The following is a 24,422-nucleotide window of genomic DNA, read 5'->3' as shown; positions in this document are numbered from 1 at the left end:
GTAGGTACGAGGCCGGGAGTTTTTCAGAACTGCTTTAGAAAACAATAAAAGGTGCAGCCATGCCCGCAATCCGAATTGGCATCAACCCGATTTCCTGGAGCAACGACGACCTGCCGTCCCTTGGCGGCGAAACGCCGTTGAGCACCGCGCTGAGCGAAGGCAAGGAGATCGGCTACGAAGGTTTCGAGCTCAACGGCAAGTTCCCCAAGGATGCCAAGGGCGTCGGCGATGTGCTGCGGCCTTATGACCTGGCGCTGGTCTCGGGCTGGTATTCCAGCCGCCTGGCCCGACGTTCGGTGGCCGAGGAGATCGACGCCATCGCCAGCCATGTGCAGTTGCTGGCGCAGAACGGCGCCACGGTGCTGGTCTACGGCGAGGTCGCCGACTCGATCCAGGGCCAGCGCATTCCCCTGGTGGAGCGTCCGCGTTTTCACAGCGAGCAGGCCTGGCAGGAATACGCCGACAAGCTCACCGAGCTTGCGCGTTTCACCCTGTCCCAGGGCGTGCGCCTGGCGTACCACCACCATATGGGCGCCTACGTCGAATCGCCGGCGGACATCGACCAGTTGATGAGCCTGACCGGCAGCGAAGTCGGCCTGCTGTTCGACTCGGGCCACTGCTACATGGGCGGCGGCGAACCACTGCAAGTGCTGCGCAAGCACATCGGACGCATCTGCCACGTGCACTTCAAGGATGTGCGCAAGCCGGTGGTGCAGCTGGCGCGCAACCACCTGTGGAGTTTTCCCGACTGCATCATCAACGGCACCTTCACCGTGCCGGGGGATGGCGACATCGATTTCGCCGCGCTGCTGGACGAGCTGCTGGCCGCCGATTACCAGGGCTGGCTGGTGGTGGAGGCCGAGCAGGACCCGGCGGTGGCACCGAGTTATGTCTACGCGAAGAAGGGTTATGACACCTTGCGCGCGCTGCTTAACGAGAGGACGGGACAATGAGCCTGCTGGTAAAAAGCGCGGCCAAGGGCCGGACCATGGTCCAGTTGGCCGAGGGCCGGTTGCAGTACGTCGGTTTCGCCGCCTACCGCCTGAGCCTCGGCGAAAGCCTGCCGGTCAATGCCGGCGACCGGGAGTTGTGCCTGGTGCTGCTCAGCGGGCGTATCGGCGTCCAGGGCGAGGCGCCGGGGCAGGGCGCGTTCGGCTGGGACAACCTCGGCGACCGGCAATCGGTGTTCGAGGACAAGTCGCCCTTCGCCGTCTACCTGCCGCCCGGCAGCCAGGCCCAGGTCACGGCCCTGAGCGATGTGCAGATCGCCGTCTGCGCCGCGCCTGGCGCTACTGCAAAAAGCTCCAACGGCCTCGGCCCCCGGCTGATCCTTCCCGAGAGCATGAAGCGCAGCGTGCGTGGCAAGGGCGCCAACACCCGCTATGTCTGCGACATCCTGCCGGACAGCGAGCCGGCCCATTCGCTGCTGGTGGTGGAGGTGCGCACGCCGTCCGGGCATTCCTCCAGCTACCCGCCGCACAAGCACGACACCGACGACCTGCCGCACCAGAGCTTTCTCGAAGAAACCTATTACCACCAGGTCAACCCGCCCCAGGGCTTTGTGTTCCAGCGGGTCTACACCGACGACCGCAGCCTCGACGAGGCCATGGCCGTGGAGCACGGCGACCTGGTGGTGGTGCCCAAGGGTTACCACCCGGTCAGCGTGCCCTATGGCTACGAGTCCTATTACCTGAACGTCATGGCCGGGCCCAAGCGGGTCTGGCAGTTCCATAACGATCCGCGGCACAGCTGGCTGCTGGATCTGTGATTTCCAGCCTCTGAATTCCAACATTCGAACGGAGAACAAGAACAATGAGTGACGCCCCGGTAATCGGCCATTACATCGACGGTCAGGTGCAGGACAGCGGCGAGCGCTTCGCCAACGTGTTCAACCCGGCCACCGGCCGCGTGCAGGCCCAGGTCGCCCTGGCCAGCCAGAAGACCGTGGACGAGGCCGTCGCTTCGGCGATGAAGGCCTTCCCGGCCTGGTCCGAGCAGTCGGCGCTGCGCCGTTCGCGGGTGATGTTCAAGTTCAAGGAACTGCTGGATCAACACCACAACGAGCTGGCCGAGATCATCACCCGCGAGCACGGCAAGGTGCTGTCCGACGCCCATGGCGAAGTGACCCGCGGCATCGAGATCGTCGAGTTCGCCTGTGGCGCGCCGAGCCTGCTGAAAACCGACTTCAGCGACAACATCGGCGGCGGCATCGACAACTGGAACCTGCGCCAGCCCCTGGGCGTGTGCGCCGGGGTCACCCCGTTCAATTTCCCGGTGATGGTGCCGCTGTGGATGATCCCGCTGGCCCTGGTCAGCGGTAACTGCTTCATCCTCAAGCCGTCGGAGCGCGACCCGTCCGCCAGCCTGCTGATGGCGCGCCTGCTGAGCGAGGCCGGGCTGCCCGATGGCGTGTTCAATGTGGTCCAGGGCGACAGGGCGGCGGTGGACGGGCTGTTGCAGCACCCGGACATCGAAGCGATTTCCTTTGTCGGCTCGACGCCGATCGCCGAGTACATCCACCGCCAGGCGACGTCCCGCGGCAAGCGCGTGCAGGCCCTGGGCGGGGCGAAGAACCATATGATCGTGATGCCCGATGCCGACCTGGACCAGGCCGCCGATGCGCTGATCGGCGCGGCCTACGGCTCGGCCGGCGAGCGCTGCATGGCGATCTCCATCGCCGTGGCGGTGGGCGAGGTGGGCGACCGGTTGATCGAGAAACTGCGGCCGCGCATCGACCAGCTGAAGATCGGCAACGGCATGCAGGGCGACAGCGACATGGGGCCGCTGGTGACCGCCGAGCACAAGGCCAAGGTCGAAGGTTTCATCGACCAGGGCGTGGCCCAGGGCGCGCAACTGCTGGTGGACGGCCGCGGCTTCAAGGTGCCGGGGGCGGAGCAGGGCTTTTTTGTCGGTGCCACCCTGTTCGACGGCGTGACCACAGAGATGAGCATCTATCAGGAGGAAATTTTCGGCCCGGTGCTGGGCATCGTCCGGGTGGCGGATTTCGCCAGCGCGGTGGCGCTGATCAACGCCCATGAGTTCGGCAACGGCGTGTCCTGCTTCACCCGCGACGGCGGCGTGGCCCGGGCCTTCGCCCGCAGCATCAAGGTCGGCATGGTCGGCATCAACGTGCCGATTCCGGTACCCATGGCCTGGCATTCCTTCGGCGGCTGGAAGCGTTCGCTGTTCGGCGACCACCATGCCTACGGTGAGGAAGGCCTGCGCTTCTACAGCCGCTACAAGAGCGTGATGCAGCGCTGGCCGGACAGCATCGCCAAGGGCCCCGAGTTCAGCATGCCGACTGCCAAGTAACCCCATTCAACCCGTTGCTCTGGAGAACAAGAATAATGAGCCAGCCCCTGCGTTTCGCCCTGAATCGTATGGTTGCCCCACGTTTGAGCCTGCCGGCGTTCATCGAGCTGGCGGTGACCCTGAAAGCCGATGCCATCGAGATCCGCAATGACCTTGCGGGCGTGGAAATCGAAGATGGCACGCCGCCGCAGCAGGTGCGCCAGTTGTGCGCGGCCCACGGCATCCAGGTGCTGTCGATCAATGCGCTGTACCCCTTCGATGTCTGGAACGACGAGCGTCGCGCCCAGGCCCTGAAGCTTGCCGCCTATGCCCGCGATTGCGGCGCCCGCGGCCTGGTGATGTGCCCGCTGAACGACCGCGCCGATGCGCGCAGCGAAGCCTCGCGCGGCGCCGGTTTGCGCACCGCCTTGACGGAGTTGGCGCCGATCCTGCGCGAGCATGGGATTCTCGGTTTTATCGAGCCCCTGGGTTTCGAGGAGTGCTCCCTGCGGCGCAAGCGCACGGCGGTGGAGGCGATCCGCGCCATCGGTGGGCTGGATGTGTTCCGCCTGGTGCACGACACCTTTCACCACCACCTGGCCGGCGAGCAGGAGTTCTTCCCCGAGCTGACCGGGCTGGTGCATATCTCCGGGGTCGAGGACCGCGAGGCGCCCCTGGCGAGCATCCGCGACGGCCACCGGGTGCTGGTGGGTGAGGGCGATATCCTCGGCAACGCGGCGCAGATCGAGGCCCTGCTCGAGCGCGGCTACAGCGGTCACCTGTCGTTCGAGCCGTTCGCCGACAGCGTGCATGGGCTGGCGGATATCCAGCGGGCGATCGGCGCGAGCATCGACCACCTCAAGCACGCCCTAGCTTGATCCTGTAGCCGCTGCCGCAGGCTGCGATCGACCGCGTAGCGGGCGCGCTCTTCAAGATCGCCGAAGGTCCTGCGGACCTTATCGCAGCCTGCGGCAGCGGCTACAAAAGCAGGAAGGGCGCAAAGCAGTAAAAGCGGCAAGGGCAATAGCAGCAAGGGCGGTAAGCGCATCAACCTTCACCGTATTGATCAAGGTGCAAGCATGACTACGACACGACTGACCATGGCCCAGGCCCTGGTGAAATTCCTCGACAACCAGTACGTCGAGATCGATGGGGTGCAGAGCAAGTTCGTCGCCGGGATCTTCACCATTTTCGGCCACGGCAACGTGCTCGGCCTGGGCCAGGCCCTGGAGCAGGACAGCGGCGAGCTGCTGGTGCATCAGGGCCGCAACGAGCAGGGCATGGCCCACGCCGCCATCGGTTTCGCCAAGCAGCACCTGCGGCGCAAGATCTACGCCTGCACCTCGTCGGTGGGCCCGGGGGCGGCGAACATGCTGACCGCCGCGGCGACCGCCACCGCCAACCGCATTCCCTTGTTGCTGCTGCCCGGCGATGTCTACGCCAGCCGCCAGCCCGACCCGGTGCTGCAACAGATCGAGCAGTTCCACGACCTGAGCATCAGCACCAACGATGCCTTCAAGGCGGTGAGCAAATACTGGGACCGCATCAACCGTCCCGAGCAGTTGATGACTGCGGCGATCCACGCCATGCGTGTGCTCACCGACCCGGCGGAAACCGGCGCGGTGACCCTGGCCTTGCCTCAGGATGTGCAGGCCGAGGCCTACGATTACCCGGATTACTTCCTGCAGAAACGCGTGCACCGCATCGAACGCCGGCCGGCCACCGCGGCCATGCTCGAGGACGCCGTGGCGGCCTTTGCCGGCAAGCGCAAGCCGCTGATTATCTGTGGCGGCGGGGTCAAGTACTCGGGGGCCAACGAGGCGCTGCTGGCGTTTGCCGAAGGCTTCGGCATTCCCTTCGCCGAGACCCAGGCCGGCAAGAGCGCGGTGGTCTCCAGCCACCCGCTGAATGTCGGCGGCATCGGCGAGACCGGTTGCCTGGCGGCCAACCTGCTGGCGAAAGAGGCGGACTTGATCATCGGCATCGGCACCCGCTACAGCGATTTCACCACCGCCTCGAAGTCACTGTTCCGCGCCGATGCGCAGTTTCTCAACCTCAATATCAGCCCCTGCGATGCGCTGAAGCTCGACGGCGTGCAGTTGCTGGCGGATGCCCGGGAAGGCCTGAACGGGTTGGCCGAAGCCCTGGCGCGCAGCGACTACCAGGCCGCCTGGGGCGAACAGATCGGCCAGGCGCGGGCGCAGCTGGACGCGGAGGTGGACCGGGTCTATCAGGTCGAATACCACGCCGACGACTTTGTCCCGGAGATTAACGACCATATGGACCCGGCGGTGCTGCGCGAATTCATCGAGCTGACCGGTTCCTGCCTGACCCAGAGCCGGGTGCTGGGGGTGCTCAACCAGACCCTGGCCGACGACGCGGTGATCGTCGCCGCCGCCGGCAGCCTGCCCGGCGACCTGCAACGCAGCTGGCGCAGCAAGGGGGTCAACACCTACCACGTCGAGTACGGCTATTCCTGCATGGGCTACGAGGTCAACGCGGCCCTGGGGGTCAAGCTCGCCGAACCCCAGCGCGAGGTCTACGCCCTGGTGGGAGACGGCTCCTACCTGATGCTGCATTCGGAGCTGGCCACCTCGATCCAGGAGCGGCGCAAGATCAACGTGGTGCTGCTGGACAACATGACCTTCGGCTGCATCAACAACCTGCAGATGGAACACGGCATGGACAGCTTCGGCACCGAGTTCCGTTTCCGCAACCCCGAGACCGGCAAGCTCGACGGCGGCTTCGTGCCGGTGGATTTCGCCATGAGCGCGGCGGCCTATGGCTGCAAGACCTACAAGGTCAAGACCGTGGCAGAGCTGCAGGCGGCCCTGGCCGATGCGCGGACCCAGACGGTGTCGACCCTGATCGATATCAAGGTCCTGCCCAAGACCATGATCCACAAGTACCTGTCCTGGTGGCGGGTCGGGGTGGCGCAGGTGTCCACCAGCGCCCGTACCGACGCGGTGGCCAAACAACTCAACGAACGCCTGGCCAAGGCCCGGCAGTACTGATCGCTCGAATAACAACAGGCTCGAACAACCTATTGCTCGAACAAAAAACAGGAGTGCATTCATGTCTTTGAAACTGGGCGTCATCGGTACCGGGGCCATCGGCCAGGACCATATCCGTCGTTGCAGCCAGACCCTGCTGGGCAGCCAGGTGGTGGCGGTCACCGATATCAACCTTGCGCAGGCGGCGAAGGTGGTGGCCGAGCTGAAGATCGCCGCCGAGGTGTATCCCGACGGGCATGCGCTGATCAAGGCGCCGGAAGTCGAGGCGGTGCTGGTTACCTCCTGGGGGCCGAGCCATGAAGAGTTCGTGCTGGCCGCCATCGCCGCCGGCAAGCCAGTGTTCTGCGAGAAGCCGCTGGCGGTGACCGCCGCCGGCTGCCGCAAGATCGTCGAGGCCGAGATGGCCCACGGCAAGCGCCTGGTCCAGGTGGGCTTCATGCGCCCCTACGATGCCGGCTACCGCGCCCTGAAGGCGGTGATCGACAGCGGCCGGATCGGCGAGCCACTGATGCTGCACTGCGCCCACCGCAACCCGCGGGTCGGCGAGAACTACAAGACCGACATGGCGATCACCGACACGCTGATCCATGAGCTGGACGTGCTGCGCTGGCTGCTGGCCGACGACTATGTGTCGGTGCAGGTGGTGTTCCCGCGCAAGTCGAGCAAGGCGTTGGCGCACCTGCGCGACCCGCAGGTGGTGCTGCTGGAAACCGCCAAGGGCACGCGCATCGACGTCGAGGTGTTCGTCAACTGCCAGTACGGCTACGACATCCAGTGCGAAGTGGTGGGCGAGACCGGCATCGCCAGGTTGCCGGAGCCGTCCCAGGTGCAGCTGCGCAGCGAGGCCAAGTTGTCCAACACGATCCTGATGGACTGGAAGGACCGCTTTATCGCCGCCTATGACGTCGAGCTGCAGGCCTTTATCGACGGAGTGCGGGCCGGGCAGGTCGGTGGCCCTTCGGCCTGGGACGGCTATGCCGCGGCGGTGGCCGCCGATGCCTGCATCGAGGCGCAGAACAGCGGGCAGATCGTCAAGGTCGAGCAACCGCCGCGCCCGGCGTTCTATGGCTGAACCCTCTTCTGCATCTTCTGTAGGAGCGAAGCTTGCTCGCGATGAACCTGAGAGCGCCGCGTTTATCCAGAAAGTACGCGGCATCGTTAACGTCCATCGCGGGCAAGCCTCGCTCCTACAGACAGCAACTTTGTAGCCGCTGCCGAAGGCTGCGATCGCGACCGAAGGGCGCGCAAGGCCTCAAGATCGCTGAAGGCCTTCGGCCTTATCGCAGCCTGCGGCAGCGGCTACAGGTCACCACTTCAGATTCGGGGAGAACACTAAAATGCGCATCGCACTGGACCCCTACATGTACCGCCACCTGCCGCTGGGCCAGATGACCGACAAGGCCGCCGAACTGGGTTATCAGTACATCGAGCTGTCGCCGCGCGAGGATTTCCTGCCGTTCTACAAGGCGCCACGGGTCGACCGGGCGCGGATCAAGGAATTTCGCAAGGCCCTCGGCGACAGCGGGGTGCAGCTCTCTTCGCTGTTGCCGATGTACCACTGGGCCGCCGCCGACGAAGGCTTGCGCGTGGCGGCGGTGCGCAACTGGAAGCGGGCGATCCAGATTGCCGTGGAAATGGACTGCGAGCTGGTCAACAGCGAGTTCACCGGCCAGTCGGACAACCCGCTGGTGTGCGAGAACCAGTTCATGCGCTCCATGGACGAGTTGATCCCGGAGTTCGAGCGCGAGGGCATCAAGCTCGATATCCAGGCCCACCCCTATGATTTCTGCGAGCGCAACAACGAGTCGGTGGACATCATCCGCGGCTTCGACCGGGACTGGATCAACTACCTGTACGCGGCGCCGCACACCTTCTTCTACGACGACGGCAAGGGCGACATCGCCTCGATGCTCAAGTATGCGGGCAGCAAGCTCAGCCACCTGATCATCGCCGACACCTACAACCACAAGGCGTCTTCGAGCCTGCGCTATATCGTCAACCCGCCGGGCGTCACCGCCACCGTGCACCAGCACCTGGACATTGGCCAGGGCGAGGTGGACTGGACGGCGTTCTTCGATACCCTGCGCGAGATCCAGTTCGATGGCATCGCCACGGTCTCGGTGTTCGCCTGGGAAGACCGCCCGGACGAATCCAACCGGATGATGCTGGAGCGGGTCAGCAGCGAGCTGTGCCGTTGACACAAACGCAGCCGTCTGTAGCCGCTGGCGCAGCCTGCGATCGACCACGCAGTGGTCGCAATTACGGCGCATACGGTCTTTCAGTTCGATTCGCGCCGGCCAGTTTTGCGAGGACGTTGTCCTCGATCGCAGGCTGCGCCAGCGGCTACAGGGCTACATCGAGTTCTATATAAGGAGGGCTTTGCGATGCGCATTGGTTTGGTGGGTTACGGCCATGGTGGCCGACATTTTCACGCGCCGCTGATTGCCAGTTTGCCCGGCGCGACCTTCGTCGGCGTGGTCACCCTGTCGGCCGAGCGCCGGCAGTTGCTGGCGGCGGAGCACCCCGGGGTGCGGGCCTTCGACAGCATCGAGCAACTGGTCGCGGCCGGGATCGACGGGCTGGTGATTTCCACCCCGCTGGAGGGCCGTGCGGCGCTGGTACTGGAAGCCATCGAGCGCGGTGTCCCGGTGGTCAGCGACAAACCCTTCGCCAGCGACCTCGAACAGGGCAAGGCGCTGATCGAGGCCGCGCAAACCCGTCGGGTGCCGCTGAGTGTGTACATGAACCGGCGCTGGGACTCGGACTTCCTCACCCTGCGCAAGCTGATCGCCAGCGGCGCCCTGGGCAGCGTCAGCCGCTTCGAGTCGCGGGTCGAGCGTTATGTGCCGCAGGCCGTGGGCAATACCAGCGGCGGCGGTTTCCTGCGCGACCTCGGCAGCCATCTGGTGGACCAGGCCTTGCAGCTGTTCGGCCCGGTGACCCGGGTCTACGCCGAATTGCAGTACGCCCCCCAGGCGCCGACCTGCGACCACGGGTTTTTCCTCGCCCTGAGCCACGCCAATGGCGTGGTTTCACATGTGTCCGGTAGTTGTCTGCAGAATTGCCAGGGGCCACGGTTCCGGGTCAGCGGTTCGGCCGGCAGTTATACGGTCGAGGGCCTGGACGGCCAGGAGCAGGCGCTGGTCGCCGGCCTGTCGCCGCAGACCGAGGGCGAGCGCTGGGGCGTCGAGGAACACCGGCGCTGGGGCTGGTTCGAGCAGGGCGAGATCCGTGAGCGGGTGGCTTCCGAGCGGGGCGACTGGTTGCAGTTCTATAAACAGTGGCAGGCGGCGCTGCAAGGGCAGGGGCCGCTGCCGGTGACCGCGGCCGAGGCCCTGGCCACCACCCGCGTGCTGGACGCCGCGCGCCTGAGCTGGCGCCAGCGCCAGGTGGTGGAAATGGCCGATTTCCGGCTGCAGAATGAATTTGGAATAAAATTCTAAAATGAGTTGATATAGAAATTATTTTCCAATAAAGTCATTTCCAGGTTGCCGACTAGCAGGGTTTCGCCAGCGTCACAGGCCGATTTCAGATCCGCCTTGAACCGAGTGAAACCCGCCAACAAAAACAAAACAGGTACCGTCGATGAAAACCTTCAGTTCCGTTGTGCACCTGCTTCGCCGCGCATTGCCGCGCCGCCATCCATTGTCCAGTCGAACACCTCGCCAAACACCCCGGCATGCCTTTGTCGTCCAGTCCCTGGTCCGCCTGCTTTGCGTCGAACGCAAGGGCGCGCTGGTGTGCTGCATGCCCGGCGCGCCGATCGTGCGTCTGCCTCACTGAGTGGTTTCTGCGCCTTATCCATAAAACCTACAAGAATGTGGAGAAAGACCTTTCATGAAGACCAAGACCCGTTTCGCCACGCTTGCCCTGTCCCTGCTGCTGGGCAGCGGCACGGCGTTCGCCGACCTGAAGATCGGCGTGAGCATGTCGCAGTTCGACGACACCTGGCTGACCTACCTGCGTGAATCCATGGACCACAAAGCCAAGTCGCTGCCGGACGGCGTCACGCTGCAGTTCGAGGACGCCCGGGCCGATGTGGTCAAGCAGCTGAGCCAGGTGGAAAGCTTTATCAGCCAGAAGGTCGACGCCATCGTGGTCAACCCGGTGGACACCGCGGCGACCCGCAAGATCACCGAGGCGGCGGTCAAGGCCGGGATTCCGCTGGTCTACGTCAACCGCCGGCCGGACGACCTGAACCTGCCCAAGGGCGTGGTCACCGTGGCCTCCAACGACCTGGAAGCCGGGCAGATGCAGATGCAGTACCTGGCCGACAAGATGGGCGGCAAGGGCGAGGTGGTGATCCTGCTGGGTGACCTGGCGAACAACTCCACCACCAACCGCACCAAGGGCGTCAAGGAAGTGCTGGCCAAGTACCCGGGGATCAAGGTCGAGCAGGAACAGACCGGGATCTGGCTGCGGGACAAGGCCATGACCCTGGTCAACGACTGGTTGACCCAGGGCCGCCAGTTCGATGCGGTGGTGGCCAACAACGATGAGATGGCCATCGGCGCCGCCATGGCGCTGAAACAGGCCGGGGTGGAGAAGGGCAGCGTGCTGATCGCCGGGGTCGACGGCACGCCCGATGGCCTGCGCGCGGTGCAGAAGGGCGACCTGGCGGTCTCGGTGTTCCAGGATGCCAAGGGCCAGGCCGACGGCTCGATCGACACCGCGGTGAAGATGGCCAAGCACGAGCCGGTGGAGCAGGCAGTGTGGGTGCCGTATCGCCTGATCACCCCGGAAAACGTCGCCCAGTTCAAATAAGCCCGGTTCAAACAGCCCGTCCGTTCCATCAACAACCATAAGCCGGCGGGGTGGCCCAGCTGCCCCGCGGATGGAGTACCTGATCATGTTCGCTTCAGCGACTGCTTCGAGCATCCCGACGGCGGCTATGCAGCCCGCCGCTCAGTCTGCCCAGTCTGTGTCCGAGCAGCAGCCTTACCTGCTGGAAGTCATCAACGTCAGCAAGGGTTTTCCCGGGGTTGTTGCCCTGTCCGATGTGCAGCTGCGGGTGCGTCCCGGCACGGTGCTGGCGCTGATGGGGGAGAACGGCGCGGGCAAGTCGACCCTGATGAAAATCATCGCCGGGATCTACCAGCCGGACGCCGGCGAGCTACGCCTCAAGGGCCAGCGGGTGAATTTCGAGACGCCGTTGGCGGCCTTGCAGGCGGGGATCGCGATGATCCATCAGGAACTCAACCTGATGCCGCACATGAGCATCGCCGAGAACATCTGGATCGGCCGCGAGCAGCTCAACGGCCTGCACATGGTCGATCACCACGAGATGCACCGCTGCACCGCGCTGCTGCTGGAACGCCTGCGGATCAACCTCGACCCCGAGGAGCAGGTGGGCAACCTGAGCATCGCCGAGCGGCAGATGGTGGAGATCGCCAAGGCGGTGTCCTACGACTCCGACATCCTGATCATGGACGAGCCGACCTCGGCCATTACCGAGAAAGAGGTGGCGCACCTGTTCTCGATCATCGCCGACCTCAAGGCCCAGGGTAAGGGCATCATCTATATCACCCACAAGATGAACGAAGTGTTCGCCATCGCCGATGAAGTGGCGGTGTTCCGCGACGGCGCCTACATCGGCCTGCAACGGGCCGACAGCATGGACGGCGACAGCCTGATCTCGATGATGGTCGGCCGCGAACTGAGCCAATTGTTCCCGGTGCGCGAGAAACCCATAGGCAATCTGCTGATGTCGGTGCGCGACCTGCGCCTGGACGGGGTGTTCGAGGGCGTGTCCTTCGACCTGCACGCCGGGGAGATCCTTGGCATCGCCGGGCTGATGGGCTCGGGCCGCACCAATGTGGCCGAGACGATTTTCGGCATCACCCCCAGCGACGGCGGCGAGATCCGCCTCGACGGCCAGCCGGTGCGCATCAGCGATCCGCACATGGCCATCGAGAAGGGGTTTGCCCTGTTGACCGAGGACCGCAAGCTCAGCGGCCTGTTTCCCTGCCTGTCGGTCCTGGAAAACATGGAGATGGCGGTGCTGCCGCACTATGCCGGCAACGGTTTCATCCAGCAGAAGGCCCTGCGCGCCCTGTGCGAGGACATGTGCAAGAAGCTGCGGGTCAAGACCCCGTCCCTGGAGCAGTGCATCGACACCCTGTCCGGCGGCAACCAGCAGAAGGCCTTGCTCGCGCGCTGGCTGATGACCAACCCGCGGGTGCTGATTCTCGACGAACCGACCCGCGGCATCGACGTCGGCGCCAAGGCCGAGATCTACCGGCTGATCGCCTACCTCGCCGGCGAAGGCATGGCGGTGATCATGATTTCTTCGGAACTGCCGGAAGTGCTGGGCATGAGCGACCGGGTGATGGTCATGCACGAGGGCGAGCTGATGGGCACCCTCGACCGCGGCGAAGCGACCCAGGAGAAGGTCATGCAACTGGCTTCGGGGATGTCCCTGGTCCACTAGCCGGTAAACGTATCAAGGCCATCGGCGAGGTGTGTTCGCCGCCGGCCATACAAGAAGAAGGTGAAGGCTTATGAACGCGATACTGGAAAACAAACCCGCGGCGGCGCCAGCCAGAACGCGCCGGCGCCTGCCCACCGAACTGAGCATCTTCCTGGTGCTGATCGGCATCGGCCTGGTGTTCGAGCTGTTCGGCTGGATTGTGCGCGACCAGAGCTTCCTGATGAATTCCCAGCGCCTGGTGCTGATGATCCTGCAGGTGTCGATCATCGGCCTGTTGGCCATCGGCGTGACCCAGGTGATCATCACCACTGGCATCGACCTGTCGTCCGGCTCGGTGCTGGCGCTGTCGGCGATGATCGCCGCCAGCCTGGCGCAGACCTCGGACTTCACCCGCGCGGTGTTCCCGTCGCTGACCGACCTGCCGGTGTGGATCCCGGTGGTGGCCGGGTTGGGGGTAGGGCTGCTGGCGGGGGCGATCAACGGCAGCATTATCGCCATCACCGGCATCCCGCCCTTTATCGCCACCCTCGGCATGATGGTCTCGGCGCGCGGCCTGGCACGCTATTACACCGAGGGCCAGCCGATCAGCATGCTCTCGGATTCCTACACGGCCATCGGCCACGGCGCCATGCCGGTGATCATCTTCCTGGTGGTGGCGGTGATCTTCCATATCGCCCTGCGCTACACCAAGTACGGCAAGTACACCTACGCCATCGGCGGCAACATGCAGGCGGCGCGGACCTCGGGGATCAACGTCAAGCGCCACCTGGTGATCGTCTACAGCATCGCCGGGCTGCTGGCGGGGCTGGCCGGGGTGGTGGCCTCGGCGCGGGCGGCGACCGGGCAGGCGGGCATGGGCATGTCCTATGAACTGGACGCCATCGCCGCGGCGGTGATCGGCGGCACCAGCCTGGCCGGCGGCGTGGGGCGTATCACCGGCACTGTGATCGGCGCGCTGATCCTCGGGGTGATGGCCAGCGGGTTCACCTTCGTCGGCGTCGATGCCTACATCCAGGACATCATCAAGGGCCTGATCATCGTGGTGGCGGTGGTCATCGACCAGTACCGCAACAAGCGCAAGCTCAAGCGCTGATCTCTCTGCTTTTTTGTAGGAGCGAGCTTGCTCGCGATGGCGGTCAACGATAACGCGTAGGGTCTGATGGAAACGCGGTGCATTGACGCCCATCGCGAGCAAGCTCGCTCCTACAGGGAAGCGTGCAGAATCCCGGCAGCGGCAGGCCTTTTTCGGGCCTGCCGCTGCCGTTTGTCTTCTAAAAGACCCCGGGCGATGGAATTTCTTGTTATAAACGCACTCCGATAACCGCCGCCAAAGCCAGCCCTGGCGGGCTTTCAGGGCTTATCAGACAAATCTGATGTCATTTCAGTTGCTGACGCCTCGAACCGGCCTTAGACTGCCGCCCCTCGTAAATTGAGTGCCGGGTGGCGCTTGGAATGTATGGCGCCTTTCCGATGCCCCGAAAGGGGGCACGGAAAACAGCTTTAATTCGCCTTAATGCACGTATTTTTTATAGAGAAATCAATGACAAAGGAAAAGTTGCTGGCCATGCCGGCGGATGACTACATGAACGCCGAGCAGCTGGCTTTTTTCACTGAGCTGTTGCAGGCCATGAAGGTCGAAACCCACGAGCGCATCGAACAGAACCGAATCGCCATTGAGAGCCTGGACACCCCGGCCGACCCTGCCGACGCGGCTTCCGTAGAGGAAGAGCGGACCTGGCTGGTCAACGCTATCGACCGCGACCAGCGCATGCTGCCGCAGCTGGAGCAGGCCCTGGGCCGTATCGGCGACGACAGCTTCGGCTGGTGCGACGACAGCGGCGAGCCGATCGGCCTGAAACGCCTGCTGATCAGCCCGACCACCAAGTACTGCATCGAAGCTCAGGAACGTCACGAGCAGATCGACAAGCACCAGCGTCAGGCCTGATCGCCAAGACTTCTCCCCCTCGCGGGCAAGCCCCATCCCAAGGTCGTCGAGACGCCTGGGATCGGAGGCTTGCCCGCGAGTCGTTTGTGGGCGTCTTTAAAGCCCGCGCATTTCTATTGATCTGCTGCAAAGCTGCGACTAATGGACCATGGATAATGGCTTTTTAGTGGCGTTCAATGCAGGCCAAATAATTAGAAAAGCGTGGGGTAATCCAGATGACGCAAGACGGATCTTCGCCGGCTGCCATGGCGCAACCGCTGCCAACAGGCCAAAACACCCGGCGCTGGCAGGTTCCAACCCTGCAAAGCAGCGCCTTGCTGCTAGTGCTGTATGTCCTGTCCCAGGGGCTGCTTTCTTTCTACCTCGCCGTGCCGCTGATGCTGCTGATCGTCTGGCTGCCCCTCTTGCGCAGGTCCAAGGCCGCAGCGCCGGCGGGCAACGTCGATAACCGCGAGATCGCCGCGCTGACGCGCGACCTGTCCTGCAGCACCAGCCATAACGCGCTGTCGGCCGCCGGCGTGGCCTATTCGGTCCGGCAACTGGCCGGGCGGGTGCAGTCGCAGCTGGACTCGGCGGCGCGCATCGTCAGCAGCGCCGAAGCGATGATCCACACCGAGCAACTGGCCGCGCAGCTCAGCCAGCAGGCCCTGAGCGCCGCCAGCGAAGCCCACCGCAGCAGCGCCGAAGGCAGCACAGTGCTGGGCGAGTCGATCACCCGCATGCACCGCCTCAGCCAAAGCGCCAACGACAGCCGGCAACTGATCGAAGCCCTGAGCCAGCGCAGCGAAGACATCCAGCGGGTGGCGCTGGTGATCCAGTCGATCGCCAGCCAGACCAACCTGCTGGCGCTGAATGCCGCCATCGAGGCGGCGCGGGCCGGTGAACATGGCCGTGGGTTCGCCGTGGTGGCCGATGAAGTGCGCGGCCTGGCCGGGCGCACGGCCACCGCCACCGACGAGGTCGGGGTGATGGTCGGTGATATCCAGCAGCGCACGGCCCAGGTGGTGGAGCAGATCCGCCAGCTGTCCAGCGACCTGAACACCGGGGTCGAGCAGGTCGAGTCCACCGGCCAGCACCTGCAGAACATCGCCCGGCTGGCAGCCGGGGTGGAAAGCCAGGTCGGCGAGATCGCTCGCGGCGCCGAGACCAACCGCCAGCAACTGGACAGCCTGTTCCATGCCGTGGAGCAGGTGCGCGGCGACCTGGCGGTGAGCGACCAGCAGACCCGCCGCCTGGCCGAGGCGGCGGTGCAGATGGAAGGGCAGGCGGAGATCATCAGCGAACGCCTGGCCGAGGTCGGCCTGGATGACTACCACCAGCGCATCTACGACCTGGCCCAGGAAGGCGCCCGGCGCATCGCTGAGCAGTTCGAGGCGGATCTTGCGGCCAACCGCATCAGCCTCGACGACCTGTTCGACCGCAGCTACCAGCCGATCGCCAATACCCAGCCGGTGAAATACCAGACCCGCTTCGACCGTTACGCCGATCAGGTGCTGCCGGCGATCCAGGAGCCGTTGCTGGCGCGTCACGAAGGCCTGGTGTTCGCCATCGCCTGCACGCCCCAGGGCTACGTGCCGACCCACAACCAGGCGTTCTCGCAGCCGCTGACCGGCGACCCGCAGGTGGATACCCTGCACAACCGCACCAAACGCAAGTTCGAGGACCGCACGGGCCTGCGTTGTGGCAGCCACCAGCAGCCGCTGTTGCTGCAAACCTACACCCGCGATACCGGCGAGCTGATGCACGATTTGTCGGTGCCGATCAGGGTCAAGGGCCGGCATTGGGGCGGCCTGCGCCTGGGCTACAAACCGGAGCAGGCTGTCGAGGCCGCGCGCGGCTGAGCCCGAATGGGCTGGCCATTGTTACCGGCTCCGCAACGGAGCTGTACCAGGGATGGCTTTTTCCCAGCATGGGAACTCATTAGTATGAGTGGTATTGTTAGCTAGCTAACTAGTTATCAGGAGAAGTTCTCATGCAAAGCAAAGTCGATGTCGCAGTGATGATTGGTAGCGGTGTACCGGCCACCTTTCGCTCGGTCGGGCTGAATGTGTGCTGGGTCGTGCTGGTCAATGGCGAGCGCCGCGGCGCGCCGTTCGCCAGCCGCGACGAAGCCCTGGAGTGCCAGGCGTCGTGGCTGGCCCAACTGGCGCGGGACAGGGTCGGGCACCCGCTGTTCAGTCGTTCGGCCTGACGGCGCAGGCCCTCGCGCCTTCAGACCTCGCTGCCGATCACCGCGCTTTCGGCCTGGAACAGTGCCACCTGGGCCATCGACAAGGCGCTGCTGGCGGCCTGCGCCTGGGCCCGGGCGGCGGACAATGCCTGCATGTGCGCGTCGGTTGTGCGATGCCGGGCGGCGCTTTGCACCATCGCCAGGCGCTCGTTGGCCTTGCGCAGCCGTTGCTGCAGTTGTTCGATCTGTTTGCGCAGCAGCTTGATGCGTTTCCTTTTCGCTTCGAGCACGCCGTCGGGAGCGGCATTGGTCGCCCAAGTGATCGCGGTGCGCAAGTCAAACGGATCGCTCGCCGGGCTTTCGCTGGCCGCCGCGCCGGGCAGGGCGAACTCGCCCAGGGAAGGCAGGCGGGCAGGTGGGTTGAGGTCGATCATCATGGCGCTCTTGAAATGAAGGCTCACCAAGGTATCGGTCGTGCGGGGCGTTCCTTTACCGCGCCCGCAGCGTCAGAGGTTCAGGGCACCCTGGTCGACGGCCTGCTTGAGGGCGCGGGCGGCGTCCTTGGCGGCGGCTTCGGCCAGTTCCGCGGTCTTGAACCAGCGGTCCTTTTCCACCTGGTGGCAGCGCACGGTGCGCAGCGGTGGCTTGGCGCGCATCACGATCACGGCCTGGAACTCGCCCTCGACATCCCGGGCCTCGCCATGGATGAAAAACTCGCCTATATCGAATTCCGTCACGTCCGACTTTCCCCTGGAAATTATGCTGGTGAAGCCTGGCCGGTGGCCGGCTTCAAGGTCGCGGCAGTATGGCAGTTGTTGCCGGTCGATGGCTGAGTTAAGTCACGCAAGTGGCTGACCGGCAGGGTGAAAGAGGTTTTTTCAGCGATTTGCTAACGCATGGGTTGCTCTGAATACATAAAGTTGCTCTAGAATTGCCCCGGCAGTCAGAGATTGATGTTTACCTGCAGCACTCCCGTCCCATTAAGGGTGACGAAAGGATCGTGAGGTTTTCCGATCGACAGTGAGTGCGCAGCTTTCTCGGCGGGCTGGAACCACTTCTTCTGCGCTTGATGCGGGCCAAACGGTCCGGTAGTCCTTCCGGTTTTTCTGGGGAGGGGCGCTCCGGTGTTTGCGCCTACGCGTTGGCGGGTGGTGCTTTTTCGGATTGTTTTCATGTGGAGTCACGGTGCCGGTTCGGCCGCCTTTTTCTGCTGTCCGTCGTTTACGCGGGCAGAGTCATTTTCAGTTTCGGGGATCTTTCCTTGGCAGTAAGTAATCTTGATATGCACGCGTTGTTCGTCCTGGGCGACTTGCGCGCAAAGTTGGTCAAACAGTTCCAGTCGCGTTTCGTCTACATCACCGAACAGACGCCGGAAGGCATTTACGTCGCCGAAATCGACACCGAGACGGCGCTGGTCGTGGACGACAAGCCGCGCCTGGAACTCAAGGTCGGCGACCATTTCCGCGCTGCGGTCCTGCCCAGCCGTGAGGGCGGCAAGTTCGAAATCCGGTTTCGCGAGATCAAGCTGGCCGTCTACGGCCTGGGCGAATACGCCTTTGTCAGCACCGCCGACGGCCACGCCATCCTGTTCAAGGAAGGCCACAGCGTGGTGACGGTATTCGCCGCCAACCAGCAGTTGCAGGAAGGCCTGACCAAGACCCTGAAAGCCGTGACCGGCAAGGCCGCCAAATGGCGCAAGGGTGAACTGGTGAGCTTCAAGGCCAGCGAGTGAGCCGCGCCGAATTCCACCAGCAGCATCTTGCGCGCGCCCGCGCCGAGGCCCAGCGCCTGTTCGAACGCAAGGCCGTGCTGCAAGGCGCCTGGCTGGCCTGGGTGGCCTCGCAGCTGTATGTCCTGCAGCCGGCGGCATACGCCAGCATGGTGCGCCGTGAGTTGCAGCGCCTGCAGGAGCAGGGCGAAAACTGAAGCCCCCGTCGAAAGCAGGAACCTCTACTACAGTCAGATGACTCAATTAGTCAGAGGCTTGCGGTCCCAAACCGCGAGACCATCCTGCAACGCTGTGAACAGCCAAAGGGGCACAGGCATGAAAGGACTGCGGACACTGCTGGGCGGCGCGCTGCTTGGCTTGGGTATTTTGCTGGCGCCCGCCGGCGCCTCGGCGGCACCGTCGGTACAGCCGGCACAGGCGCCGATCCACTTCGCCGACCTGAACTGGGAAAGTGGCAGCCTGATCACCGATATCCTGCGCACCATCGTCGAGAAGGGTTACGGCCTGCCGACCGACACCTTGCCGGGCACCACCATCACCCTGGAAACCGCGCTGGCCAATAACGATATCCAGGTCATCGGTGAAGAGTGGGCCGGACGCAGCCCGGTGTGGGTCAAGGCCGAGGCCGAGGGCAAGGTGGCGGCTCTGGGCGACACGGTGAAGGGCGCGACCGAAGGCTGGTGGGTGCCGGAATACGTGGTCAAGGGCGACCCGGCCAAGGGCATCAAGCCGCTGGCGCCGGGCCTGCGCAGCGTCACGGACCTCAAACGCTACAAGGACGTGTTCAAGGACCCGGAAAGCCCGGGCAAGGGGCGTTTTCTCAACAGCCCCATCGGCTGGACCTCGGAAGTGGTGAACAAGCAGAAGCTCAAGGCTTATGGTCTGACCGACAGCTATGTGAATTTCCGCAGCGGTTCCGGCGCGGCGTTGGACGCCGAGATCACTTCATCGATCCGTCGCGGCCAGCCGGTCCTGTTCTACTACTGGTCGCCGACCCCGCTGCTCGGCCGCTTCAAGCTGATCCAGCTGGAAGAGCCGCCGTTCGATGCCGAGGCCTGGAAAACCCTGACCGACGCCGAGCACCCCAACCCACGCCCCACGCGCTCGCTGGCCTCGAAGCTGTCGATTGGCGTGTCCACGCCGTTCCAGCAGCAGTACCCGCAGATCGCCGAGTTCTTCGGCAAGGTCGATTTGCCGATCGAAGCGCTGAACAAGGCCCTGGCCGAGATGAGCGAGAAGCACACGCCACCCCGGGAGGCGGCGCGGGCATTCCTCAAGGCGCATCCGGACGTGTGGCGGGCTTGGTTGCCCGGGGATGTGGCGGACAAGGTGAGTGCCAGCCTGGATTGAGAGATTGAGGTGAGAGTGAGATCGCTATCGCGAGCAAGCTGAACTGGCCTAATAATTCTGGACACCTCAATCGGGCGCTATGATGGCGCCCAAATCTGAGGTGTTTGGACATGCGCAACTCTTATTCAAATGAGTTCAAGCTCAAAGCAGCCAGCATGGTGCTGGACGAAGGACAGTCGGTTCCCGAGGTCTGCGCCAGCATAAATATTGGTCCTACGGCCTTGCGGCGCTGGGTCGATCAACTGCGCAAGGAAAGAGAAGGTTTAACTCCGATAGGGGCCAAAGCCATCACTGCTGATCAGCGGGAAATTCAGCGGCTCCAGGCCCTGCTCAAGCAGAAAGACCGGGATATCGAAATCCTAAAAAAGGCCAGTGCTCTCCTGCTTTTGGACGCCAAAGATCACTCGCGCTGATCGATGAGTTGGGCGAGCAGTACGGCGTAAATGAGTGCTGTCGTGTGCTTGAGATCAGCCGCAGCAGCTTCTACAGCTGGCGTCAGCGCCAAGGCCAGCAATGCCCTGAGCGAGAAAGGCTCAAGGCGGAGCTGGTCAAGCATCACAAGGCGTCGAGGGCCTCAGCAGGCTCTCGTACCCTGGCCAAAATGCTGCAGGCCGCTGGGCACCAGATAGGTCGATTCAAGGCTCAAAGCCTGATGCGAGAGGCCGGGATAACCTGCCGGCAGCGCAGGCGTCACAAATACCGGTCATCGGGTGTGGAGGCTTTGACGGCACCGCATGAACTCAAGCGTCAGTTTGATGTGAAGGCACCCAACGAGGTGTGGTGTGGGGACGTTACTTACATCAAGGCTGGCAAGCGCTGGTTGTATTTGGCGGCTGTTTTGGATCTGTTTGCCCGCCGTATCGTGGGCTGGTCGTTCTCGTCGATTTCTGATGCGACGCTGACCTGTGAGGCACTGCGGATGGCGACTGAACTGAGAGGACACCCAAAGGGCGTGCTGTTTCACTCTGACCAGGGCTGCCAGTACACCAGTCACAAATTCAGGCATGAATTGAATGAACAAGGCTATCGCCAGAGCATGAGCCGTAAAGGCGAATGTTGGGACAACGCCCCGATGGAGCGTTTTTTTGGAAGCCTGAAGTCGGAGTGGGTGCCTAAGGGCGGCTACGGCTCGGAACATGAGGCCCGAATGGACGTGCAGCGCTACATCACACGCTACAACACCACTCGGCCTCACAGTTACAACGAATATCGATCACCCGTCGCAGCAGAAAGACTGGCTGCGTAAACCTTAAATGGTGTCCAGGATTACTTGACCAGTTCAAGCTCGCTCCTACAGGGTTACGCGAACTGTAGGAGCAAGCTGGCTCGCGATGCCTTTAGAAGCGGCTCTGCACCGCCAGCTCGAAGGTCCGCGGCGTACCCAGGTAGTAAGCCGGCGACACATGGGCGAACTCGGCGTAGACCTCGTTGGTCAGGTTGCGCACCCGCCCGGTGATCGAGGTGTGGCTGTCGAGCTGGTAGGTCAGGAAGGTGCCGTACAGGGTGTAGGAGGGCACGGTCATGGTGTTGGCCGTGTCGGCGTACACCGAGGCCACATAACGCGCATCCACCCCGGTCTGCCACTGCGGCGCCAGGTCATAGGTCAGCCACAGGTTGCCGACCCGTTCCGGCACGTTGGTCGGGGTATTGCCCTTGCGTGACACCACCACCCCTGCGGCGTTCTTCTCGGTGAACTCATCGTACTGCGCATCGACCCAGGCGAAGTTGCCCTCGAGCAGCAGCTTCGGGGTGACCCGCAGCGAACTGGCCACCTCGATGCCCCTGGAGGTCTGCTGGCCCACCGGGATGCTCAGGGTCGGGTCCAGCGGGTCGGTCACCGCGAAGTCCTTGCGCTCGATGCGGTAGGCCGCCAGGGTCGCCGAGCCGCGGCCGTCCAGGTAATCGAACTTGCTGCCCACTTCCCATTGCTTGCCCGTGGAGACATCGAAGTCCTGGGTGGCGCTGTTGGGCTGTTCGGCGGCAGTGCTGTATTGCACGTAGACGTTGGCACTGGGCAGGAACTGGTAAGTCAGGCCGACCCGGCCGGTGACCGGCTCCCAGCTGCGCTTGAGGTGCCGCGGGTTGCTCGCCGTCACCTGGCGATGGTTGGTCACGTCCAGGTCGATGTGGTCGTAGCGCAGGCCGCTGAGCAGGGTCAGCCGGTCGGTCAGGGCCAGGCGATTCTCGACGAACAGCGCCTGGGTGGTGACCTCGTTGGTCTTGTCGGCGACAAAGCCCTGGCGGGTGCCCGGCAGGTCGTAGAAATGCCCCGGCTGGTAGTTGTTCGGGTCGACGCTGTTGGCCGCCTTGACGTTCAGCGGCGAGTTGGTGGTGCGGTTGACCTTGTACTCGAAGCCGCCGGACCAGGTTGTGTCGAGGCCGAAGAGCGAGCTGTCGTGGCGCAGCTCGAACTGGTTGCCGTTCTGCTCGCCCTGGTGCCGCACCTGATAGGCCGTGGAGCGGTTCACCGCGCTGTTGTCGGCGTTGTACTGGTAGGTTTCCAGGTTGCGGTAATCGCGCTGGCTGTCCAGGTGATAGAGGGTGTTGCGCAGGTTGGTGCTGTCGTTGATCCGGTAGTCGACGATCGAGCGCACCCAGATCGTGCGCTGCTCGTAGCGGCCGTCCTCGACGTTGTAGTTGTTGAAGCGGTTGTGCTTGTCGATCTTCAACTCGCCGGCCTTGGGGTTGAGCACCGGGGTGCCCCAGTACGGGCTGTCCTCGTGTTCGTCCTGGTATTCCACGGCCAGGGTGTGGGACAGGTTCGGCGTCAGGTCGCTGAGCAGGGAAAACGCCAGGCTCCAGGCATCCCGCTGCTGGCGGTCGATGTAGCCGTTGCTGGTGTTATGGCTGACGTCGAGGCGGGCGTAGTGCTGCACCTCGTCGTCGGCCTCGCTGAGGGCGTGGTTGAGGCCGAAGGCGGTTTGCGTGGTGTCGTAGCTGCCGTAGCTGACCCGGCCCTCGATGGCCCGCTCCTGGCGATCGGCCAGCTTGGTCACGTAGTTCAGCGAACCACCCACGGAGCCTGCACCGTTGACCAGCGAGGAGGGGCCGCCGAGCAGTTCGACCCGGTCATAGATCCAGGCGTCCACCGGTCGCGCCAGACCGCTGGACACGTTGATGCCGTTGAACATCTGGGTGATCTGGCTATTGCTGAAACCACGGTAGGAGACAAAACCGCCGAATCCCGGCGGGGCGCTGGCATTGACCCCGGGCAGGGTGTTGGCGGCGTCCTGGAAGTTCTGCGCGCCGCGCCGCTCGATATCGTTGCGGTTGGCCACCGCCACCGAGGCCGGGGTTTCGCGCAGACTCAGGCCCAGGCGCGAGGCCATGCCGCTGGACTGGTCGAGGGCCAGGCCGGGTTCGGCGGGTTGCTCGCCGTCGATGGTGATCGGCGCCAGGTCGACGCTGGATTGCGCCCAGGCGCTGACGGACAGGCAGCCGCACAGGCTGGCCAGCAGGGGAATGTGTTTCATCGGTAGATCCTGAATGCTTGGCTAGGAAGCAGCCACGAACAAACACCGTGGGTTAAGGCACGGGGCGGGCTGATGACAAGGGCGAAAGACTCAGGCGAAGGCGGGCGGCGCGCGCGGGTGGGCCGCGGGCCAGGTGAAGCGGGTGGGGACGTCGGCGGTGGAGCGCGGCGCCAGCGGCGGGCTGTGGTGCTGCGGCAGGATCGCCAGGGTCAGGCTGGAGTTGAACGCCGGGCCCATGCCGCCGGTGGAGCACAGCGGGCAACCGAAAGCCTTGGACAGGGTCGGCAGCGATTCGTCGACCGGGTTGGAGGAGGCCGGCGCCTGGGTGCGCGGATCCACCGTACAGAACTGGCCGCCGATACCGTTGAGCTGCTGGCCGACCATTTGCCCATGGCCGATGCTGCAGGCGAACACGTTGAACAGGACGCAGCAATAGAGCATCCAGGCAACGAGCGAGCGATCGGTTCGGGCGAGTTTCATGGGGCGGCACTTTACCATTGCAGGCGACGAACGTACTTACAAAAACGTGCGGGTGGGTCCATTCTTCAGCGACATTTTTTTGCCATGGACGTTTGCATATGAATGTTTTGATCGCGCAAGGGATGGCCGGAGCCTTCCTGCTGATCAGCCTGATCCACCTGTACTGGGCCGCCGGCGGCAAGCGCGGCAGCGACGCGGTGATCCCCCAGGTGCCGGGCAGGACGCCGGGCAAGCTGGAGCCGGCGTTCAAGCCCTCGGGATTCGCCACCTTGCTGGTGGCGGTGGGCTTGCTGCTGATCGCGATGCTGGTGTGCCTGCGGGTGGGCCTGTACCTGCCGACGGTGAGCCACCCGGCGCTGCAATGGGTGATCAGCGCGATGGCCTTGCTGATGTTCGCCCGGGCCATCGGCGACTCGAACCTGGTGGGGTTCTTCAAGGAAGTCAGCGGGTCCAGGTTCGCCCGGCTGGACACGCTGTTCTATTCGCCGCTGTGCGTGGTGCTGGGGGCGGGGCTGCTGGTGGTGGCCTGGAACTGAGTGG

At 64.1% G+C, this 24,422-nt stretch carries 24 protein-coding genes; 20 read left to right on the top strand and 4 right to left on the bottom strand.

The features are described 5' to 3' along the window. Nucleotides 1-59: 59 nt before the first annotated feature. The 15 genes from iolE to PMI20_RS17820 all read left to right on the top strand — a co-directional run bounded on the left by iolE (nucleotide 60) and on the right by PMI20_RS17820 (nucleotide 16,871). Nucleotides 60-953 (top strand): myo-inosose-2 dehydratase, encoded by an 894-nt coding sequence (iolE, locus tag PMI20_RS17885; RefSeq protein ID WP_007930709.1) that lies wholly within the window; start codon nucleotides 60-62, stop codon nucleotides 951-953. Beyond that, nucleotides 950-1,768 carry a 5-deoxy-glucuronate isomerase gene (gene iolB, locus PMI20_RS17880; protein ID WP_007930710.1) on the top strand — a complete coding sequence of 273 codons (819 nt, stop codon included), beginning with the start codon at nucleotides 950-952 and terminating at the stop codon, nucleotides 1,766-1,768. Before iolE ends, iolB begins: the two co-directional genes overlap by 4 nt. A 44-nt stretch (nucleotides 1,769-1,812) precedes the next feature. Further along, nucleotides 1,813-3,312, top strand: coding sequence for a CoA-acylating methylmalonate-semialdehyde dehydrogenase (locus PMI20_RS17875; RefSeq protein ID WP_007930711.1), 1,500 nt, complete (start codon nucleotides 1,813-1,815; stop codon nucleotides 3,310-3,312). A 35-nt stretch (nucleotides 3,313-3,347) separates the two neighbouring features. Further along, nucleotides 3,348-4,169: a TIM barrel protein gene (locus PMI20_RS17870; RefSeq protein WP_007930712.1), complete on the top strand. Its 822-nt coding sequence runs from the start codon at nucleotides 3,348-3,350 to the stop codon at nucleotides 4,167-4,169. 201 nt (nucleotides 4,170-4,370) lie between these two features. After that, nucleotides 4,371-6,305: a 3D-(3,5/4)-trihydroxycyclohexane-1,2-dione acylhydrolase (decyclizing) gene (gene iolD, locus PMI20_RS17865; protein ID WP_007931019.1), complete on the top strand. Its 1,935-nt coding sequence runs from the start codon at nucleotides 4,371-4,373 to the stop codon at nucleotides 6,303-6,305. A gap of 61 nt (nucleotides 6,306-6,366) precedes the next feature. Continuing rightward, the gene (iolG, locus tag PMI20_RS17860; protein WP_007931018.1) at nucleotides 6,367-7,377 is read left to right on the top strand and encodes a bifunctional inositol 2-dehydrogenase/D-chiro-inositol 1-dehydrogenase; all 1,011 of its coding nucleotides are present in this window, start codon (nucleotides 6,367-6,369) and stop codon (nucleotides 7,375-7,377) included. Nucleotides 7,378-7,642: 265 nt separating this feature from the next. After that, complete coding sequence (locus tag PMI20_RS17855; protein WP_007920489.1) at nucleotides 7,643-8,503, top strand: sugar phosphate isomerase/epimerase family protein; 861 nt, start codon at nucleotides 7,643-7,645, stop codon at nucleotides 8,501-8,503. 186 nt (nucleotides 8,504-8,689) lie between these two features. Continuing rightward, nucleotides 8,690-9,748: a Gfo/Idh/MocA family protein gene (locus PMI20_RS17850; protein WP_007923639.1), complete on the top strand. Its 1,059-nt coding sequence runs from the start codon at nucleotides 8,690-8,692 to the stop codon at nucleotides 9,746-9,748. Between the two features lie 142 nt (nucleotides 9,749-9,890). After that, nucleotides 9,891-10,088 (top strand): hypothetical protein, encoded by a 198-nt coding sequence (locus PMI20_RS31005; protein ID WP_009043385.1) that lies wholly within the window; start codon nucleotides 9,891-9,893, stop codon nucleotides 10,086-10,088. 54 nt (nucleotides 10,089-10,142) lie between these two features. Next, nucleotides 10,143-11,069 carry a sugar ABC transporter substrate-binding protein gene (locus PMI20_RS17845; protein ID WP_007923640.1) on the top strand — a complete coding sequence of 309 codons (927 nt, stop codon included), beginning with the start codon at nucleotides 10,143-10,145 and terminating at the stop codon, nucleotides 11,067-11,069. 85 nt (nucleotides 11,070-11,154) lie between these two features. After that, nucleotides 11,155-12,735 carry a sugar ABC transporter ATP-binding protein gene (locus tag PMI20_RS17840; protein ID WP_007923641.1) on the top strand — a complete coding sequence of 527 codons (1,581 nt, stop codon included), beginning with the start codon at nucleotides 11,155-11,157 and terminating at the stop codon, nucleotides 12,733-12,735. Nucleotides 12,736-12,805: 70 nt separating this feature from the next. Beyond that, a complete protein-coding gene (locus tag PMI20_RS17835; protein WP_007923642.1) occupies nucleotides 12,806-13,828 on the top strand; it encodes an ABC transporter permease in 1,023 nt (340 codons plus the stop codon). 447 nt (nucleotides 13,829-14,275) lie between these two features. Then, a complete protein-coding gene (locus PMI20_RS17830; protein WP_007923643.1) occupies nucleotides 14,276-14,680 on the top strand; it encodes a TraR/DksA family transcriptional regulator in 405 nt (134 codons plus the stop codon). Nucleotides 14,681-14,895: 215 nt separating this feature from the next. Beyond that, the gene (locus PMI20_RS17825; protein ID WP_037034168.1) at nucleotides 14,896-16,521 is read left to right on the top strand and encodes a methyl-accepting chemotaxis protein; all 1,626 of its coding nucleotides are present in this window, start codon (nucleotides 14,896-14,898) and stop codon (nucleotides 16,519-16,521) included. A gap of 131 nt (nucleotides 16,522-16,652) precedes the next feature. Further along, the gene (locus PMI20_RS17820) at nucleotides 16,653-16,871 is read left to right on the top strand and encodes a hypothetical protein (protein ID WP_007923645.1); all 219 of its coding nucleotides are present in this window, start codon (nucleotides 16,653-16,655) and stop codon (nucleotides 16,869-16,871) included. Nucleotides 16,872-16,891: 20 nt separating this feature from the next. On the opposite strand, the gene PMI20_RS17815 is transcribed toward PMI20_RS17820, so the two are convergent. Both PMI20_RS17815 and PMI20_RS17810 read right to left on the bottom strand, forming a co-directional pair. Beyond that, nucleotides 16,892-17,311: a hypothetical protein gene (locus PMI20_RS17815; RefSeq protein WP_177323783.1), complete on the bottom strand. Its 420-nt coding sequence runs from the start codon at nucleotides 17,309-17,311 to the stop codon at nucleotides 16,892-16,894. 45 nt (nucleotides 17,312-17,356) lie between these two features. After that, complete coding sequence (locus tag PMI20_RS17810) at nucleotides 17,357-17,587, bottom strand: hypothetical protein (RefSeq protein WP_007923647.1); 231 nt, start codon at nucleotides 17,585-17,587, stop codon at nucleotides 17,357-17,359. 545 nt (nucleotides 17,588-18,132) lie between these two features. Here PMI20_RS17810 and PMI20_RS17805 point away from each other — a divergent pair. The 4 genes from PMI20_RS17805 to PMI20_RS17790 all read left to right on the top strand — a co-directional run bounded on the left by PMI20_RS17805 (nucleotide 18,133) and on the right by PMI20_RS17790 (nucleotide 21,175). Further along, nucleotides 18,133-18,582, top strand: a complete 450-nt coding sequence (locus PMI20_RS17805; protein ID WP_007923648.1) for a hypothetical protein — start codon at nucleotides 18,133-18,135, stop codon at nucleotides 18,580-18,582. Further along, nucleotides 18,579-18,776, top strand: a complete 198-nt coding sequence (locus PMI20_RS17800) for a hypothetical protein (protein ID WP_007923649.1) — start codon at nucleotides 18,579-18,581, stop codon at nucleotides 18,774-18,776. Before PMI20_RS17805 ends, PMI20_RS17800 begins: the two co-directional genes overlap by 4 nt. 118 nt (nucleotides 18,777-18,894) lie before the next feature. Beyond that, the gene (locus tag PMI20_RS17795) at nucleotides 18,895-19,929 is read left to right on the top strand and encodes an ABC transporter substrate-binding protein (RefSeq protein ID WP_007923651.1); all 1,035 of its coding nucleotides are present in this window, start codon (nucleotides 18,895-18,897) and stop codon (nucleotides 19,927-19,929) included. Between the two features lie 110 nt (nucleotides 19,930-20,039). Further along, nucleotides 20,040-21,175 (top strand): IS3 family transposase gene (locus tag PMI20_RS17790; RefSeq protein WP_238543459.1). Its coding sequence is split into 2 segments (ribosomal slippage): nucleotides 20,040-20,289 and nucleotides 20,289-21,175, totalling 1,137 coding nucleotides; the frame shifts between segments, so codons are not numbered across the junction. 91 nt (nucleotides 21,176-21,266) lie between these two features. On the opposite strand, the gene PMI20_RS17785 is transcribed toward PMI20_RS17790, so the two are convergent. Beyond that, entirely contained in the window at nucleotides 21,267-23,402 is a 2,136-nt protein-coding gene (locus PMI20_RS17785) for a TonB-dependent receptor (protein ID WP_007932788.1), read from the bottom strand. A 90-nt stretch (nucleotides 23,403-23,492) separates the two neighbouring features. Further along, nucleotides 23,493-23,882: a DUF2946 domain-containing protein gene (locus tag PMI20_RS17780; RefSeq protein WP_007932792.1), complete on the bottom strand. Its 390-nt coding sequence runs from the start codon at nucleotides 23,880-23,882 to the stop codon at nucleotides 23,493-23,495. Nucleotides 23,883-23,980: 98 nt separating this feature from the next. On the opposite strand from PMI20_RS17780, the gene PMI20_RS17775 reads away from it, so the two are divergent. Continuing rightward, nucleotides 23,981-24,418 carry a DUF3995 domain-containing protein gene (locus PMI20_RS17775; protein ID WP_007932795.1) on the top strand — a complete coding sequence of 146 codons (438 nt, stop codon included), beginning with the start codon at nucleotides 23,981-23,983 and terminating at the stop codon, nucleotides 24,416-24,418. Nucleotides 24,419-24,422 lie beyond the last annotated feature (4 nt).

Origin of the sequence: Pseudomonas sp. GM17 (assembly GCF_000282175.2) — a bacterium.
GTDB classification, from domain to species: Bacteria; Pseudomonadota; Gammaproteobacteria; order Pseudomonadales; family Pseudomonadaceae; genus Aquipseudomonas; species Aquipseudomonas chlororaphis.
The sequence above is the reverse complement of the archived record's forward strand: the minus strand, read 5'-3'. Positions and strand labels throughout refer to the sequence as shown.

What these genes read in the sequence shown, in the direction of transcription:
- iolE (WP_007930709.1), top strand. Translation starts at nt 60, where the DNA reads ATGCCCGCAATCCGAATTGGCATCAACCCGATTTCCTGGAGCAACGAC.
- iolB (WP_007930710.1), top strand. Translation starts at nt 950, where the DNA reads ATGAGCCTGCTGGTAAAAAGCGCGGCCAAGGGCCGGACCATGGTCCAG.
- PMI20_RS17875 (WP_007930711.1), top strand. Translation starts at nt 1,813, where the DNA reads ATGAGTGACGCCCCGGTAATCGGCCATTACATCGACGGTCAGGTGCAG.
- PMI20_RS17870 (WP_007930712.1), top strand. Translation starts at nt 3,348, where the DNA reads ATGAGCCAGCCCCTGCGTTTCGCCCTGAATCGTATGGTTGCCCCACGT.
- iolD (WP_007931019.1), top strand. Translation starts at nt 4,371, where the DNA reads ATGACTACGACACGACTGACCATGGCCCAGGCCCTGGTGAAATTCCTC.
- iolG (WP_007931018.1), top strand. Translation starts at nt 6,367, where the DNA reads ATGTCTTTGAAACTGGGCGTCATCGGTACCGGGGCCATCGGCCAGGAC.
- PMI20_RS17855 (WP_007920489.1), top strand. Translation starts at nt 7,643, where the DNA reads ATGCGCATCGCACTGGACCCCTACATGTACCGCCACCTGCCGCTGGGC.
- PMI20_RS17850 (WP_007923639.1), top strand. Translation starts at nt 8,690, where the DNA reads ATGCGCATTGGTTTGGTGGGTTACGGCCATGGTGGCCGACATTTTCAC.
- PMI20_RS31005 (WP_009043385.1), top strand. Translation starts at nt 9,891, where the DNA reads ATGAAAACCTTCAGTTCCGTTGTGCACCTGCTTCGCCGCGCATTGCCG.
- PMI20_RS17845 (WP_007923640.1), top strand. Translation starts at nt 10,143, where the DNA reads ATGAAGACCAAGACCCGTTTCGCCACGCTTGCCCTGTCCCTGCTGCTG.
- PMI20_RS17840 (WP_007923641.1), top strand. Translation starts at nt 11,155, where the DNA reads ATGTTCGCTTCAGCGACTGCTTCGAGCATCCCGACGGCGGCTATGCAG.
- PMI20_RS17835 (WP_007923642.1), top strand. Translation starts at nt 12,806, where the DNA reads ATGAACGCGATACTGGAAAACAAACCCGCGGCGGCGCCAGCCAGAACG.
- PMI20_RS17830 (WP_007923643.1), top strand. Translation starts at nt 14,276, where the DNA reads ATGACAAAGGAAAAGTTGCTGGCCATGCCGGCGGATGACTACATGAAC.
- PMI20_RS17825 (WP_037034168.1), top strand. Translation starts at nt 14,896, where the DNA reads ATGACGCAAGACGGATCTTCGCCGGCTGCCATGGCGCAACCGCTGCCA.
- PMI20_RS17820 (WP_007923645.1), top strand. Translation starts at nt 16,653, where the DNA reads ATGCAAAGCAAAGTCGATGTCGCAGTGATGATTGGTAGCGGTGTACCG.
- PMI20_RS17805 (WP_007923648.1), top strand. Translation starts at nt 18,133, where the DNA reads ATGCACGCGTTGTTCGTCCTGGGCGACTTGCGCGCAAAGTTGGTCAAA.
- PMI20_RS17795 (WP_007923651.1), top strand. Translation starts at nt 18,895, where the DNA reads ATGAAAGGACTGCGGACACTGCTGGGCGGCGCGCTGCTTGGCTTGGGT.
- PMI20_RS17785 (WP_007932788.1), bottom strand. Translation starts at nt 23,402, where the DNA reads ATGAAACACATTCCCCTGCTGGCCAGCCTGTGCGGCTGCCTGTCCGTC.
- PMI20_RS17780 (WP_007932792.1), bottom strand. Translation starts at nt 23,882, where the DNA reads ATGAAACTCGCCCGAACCGATCGCTCGCTCGTTGCCTGGATGCTCTAT.
- PMI20_RS17775 (WP_007932795.1), top strand. Translation starts at nt 23,981, where the DNA reads ATGAATGTTTTGATCGCGCAAGGGATGGCCGGAGCCTTCCTGCTGATC.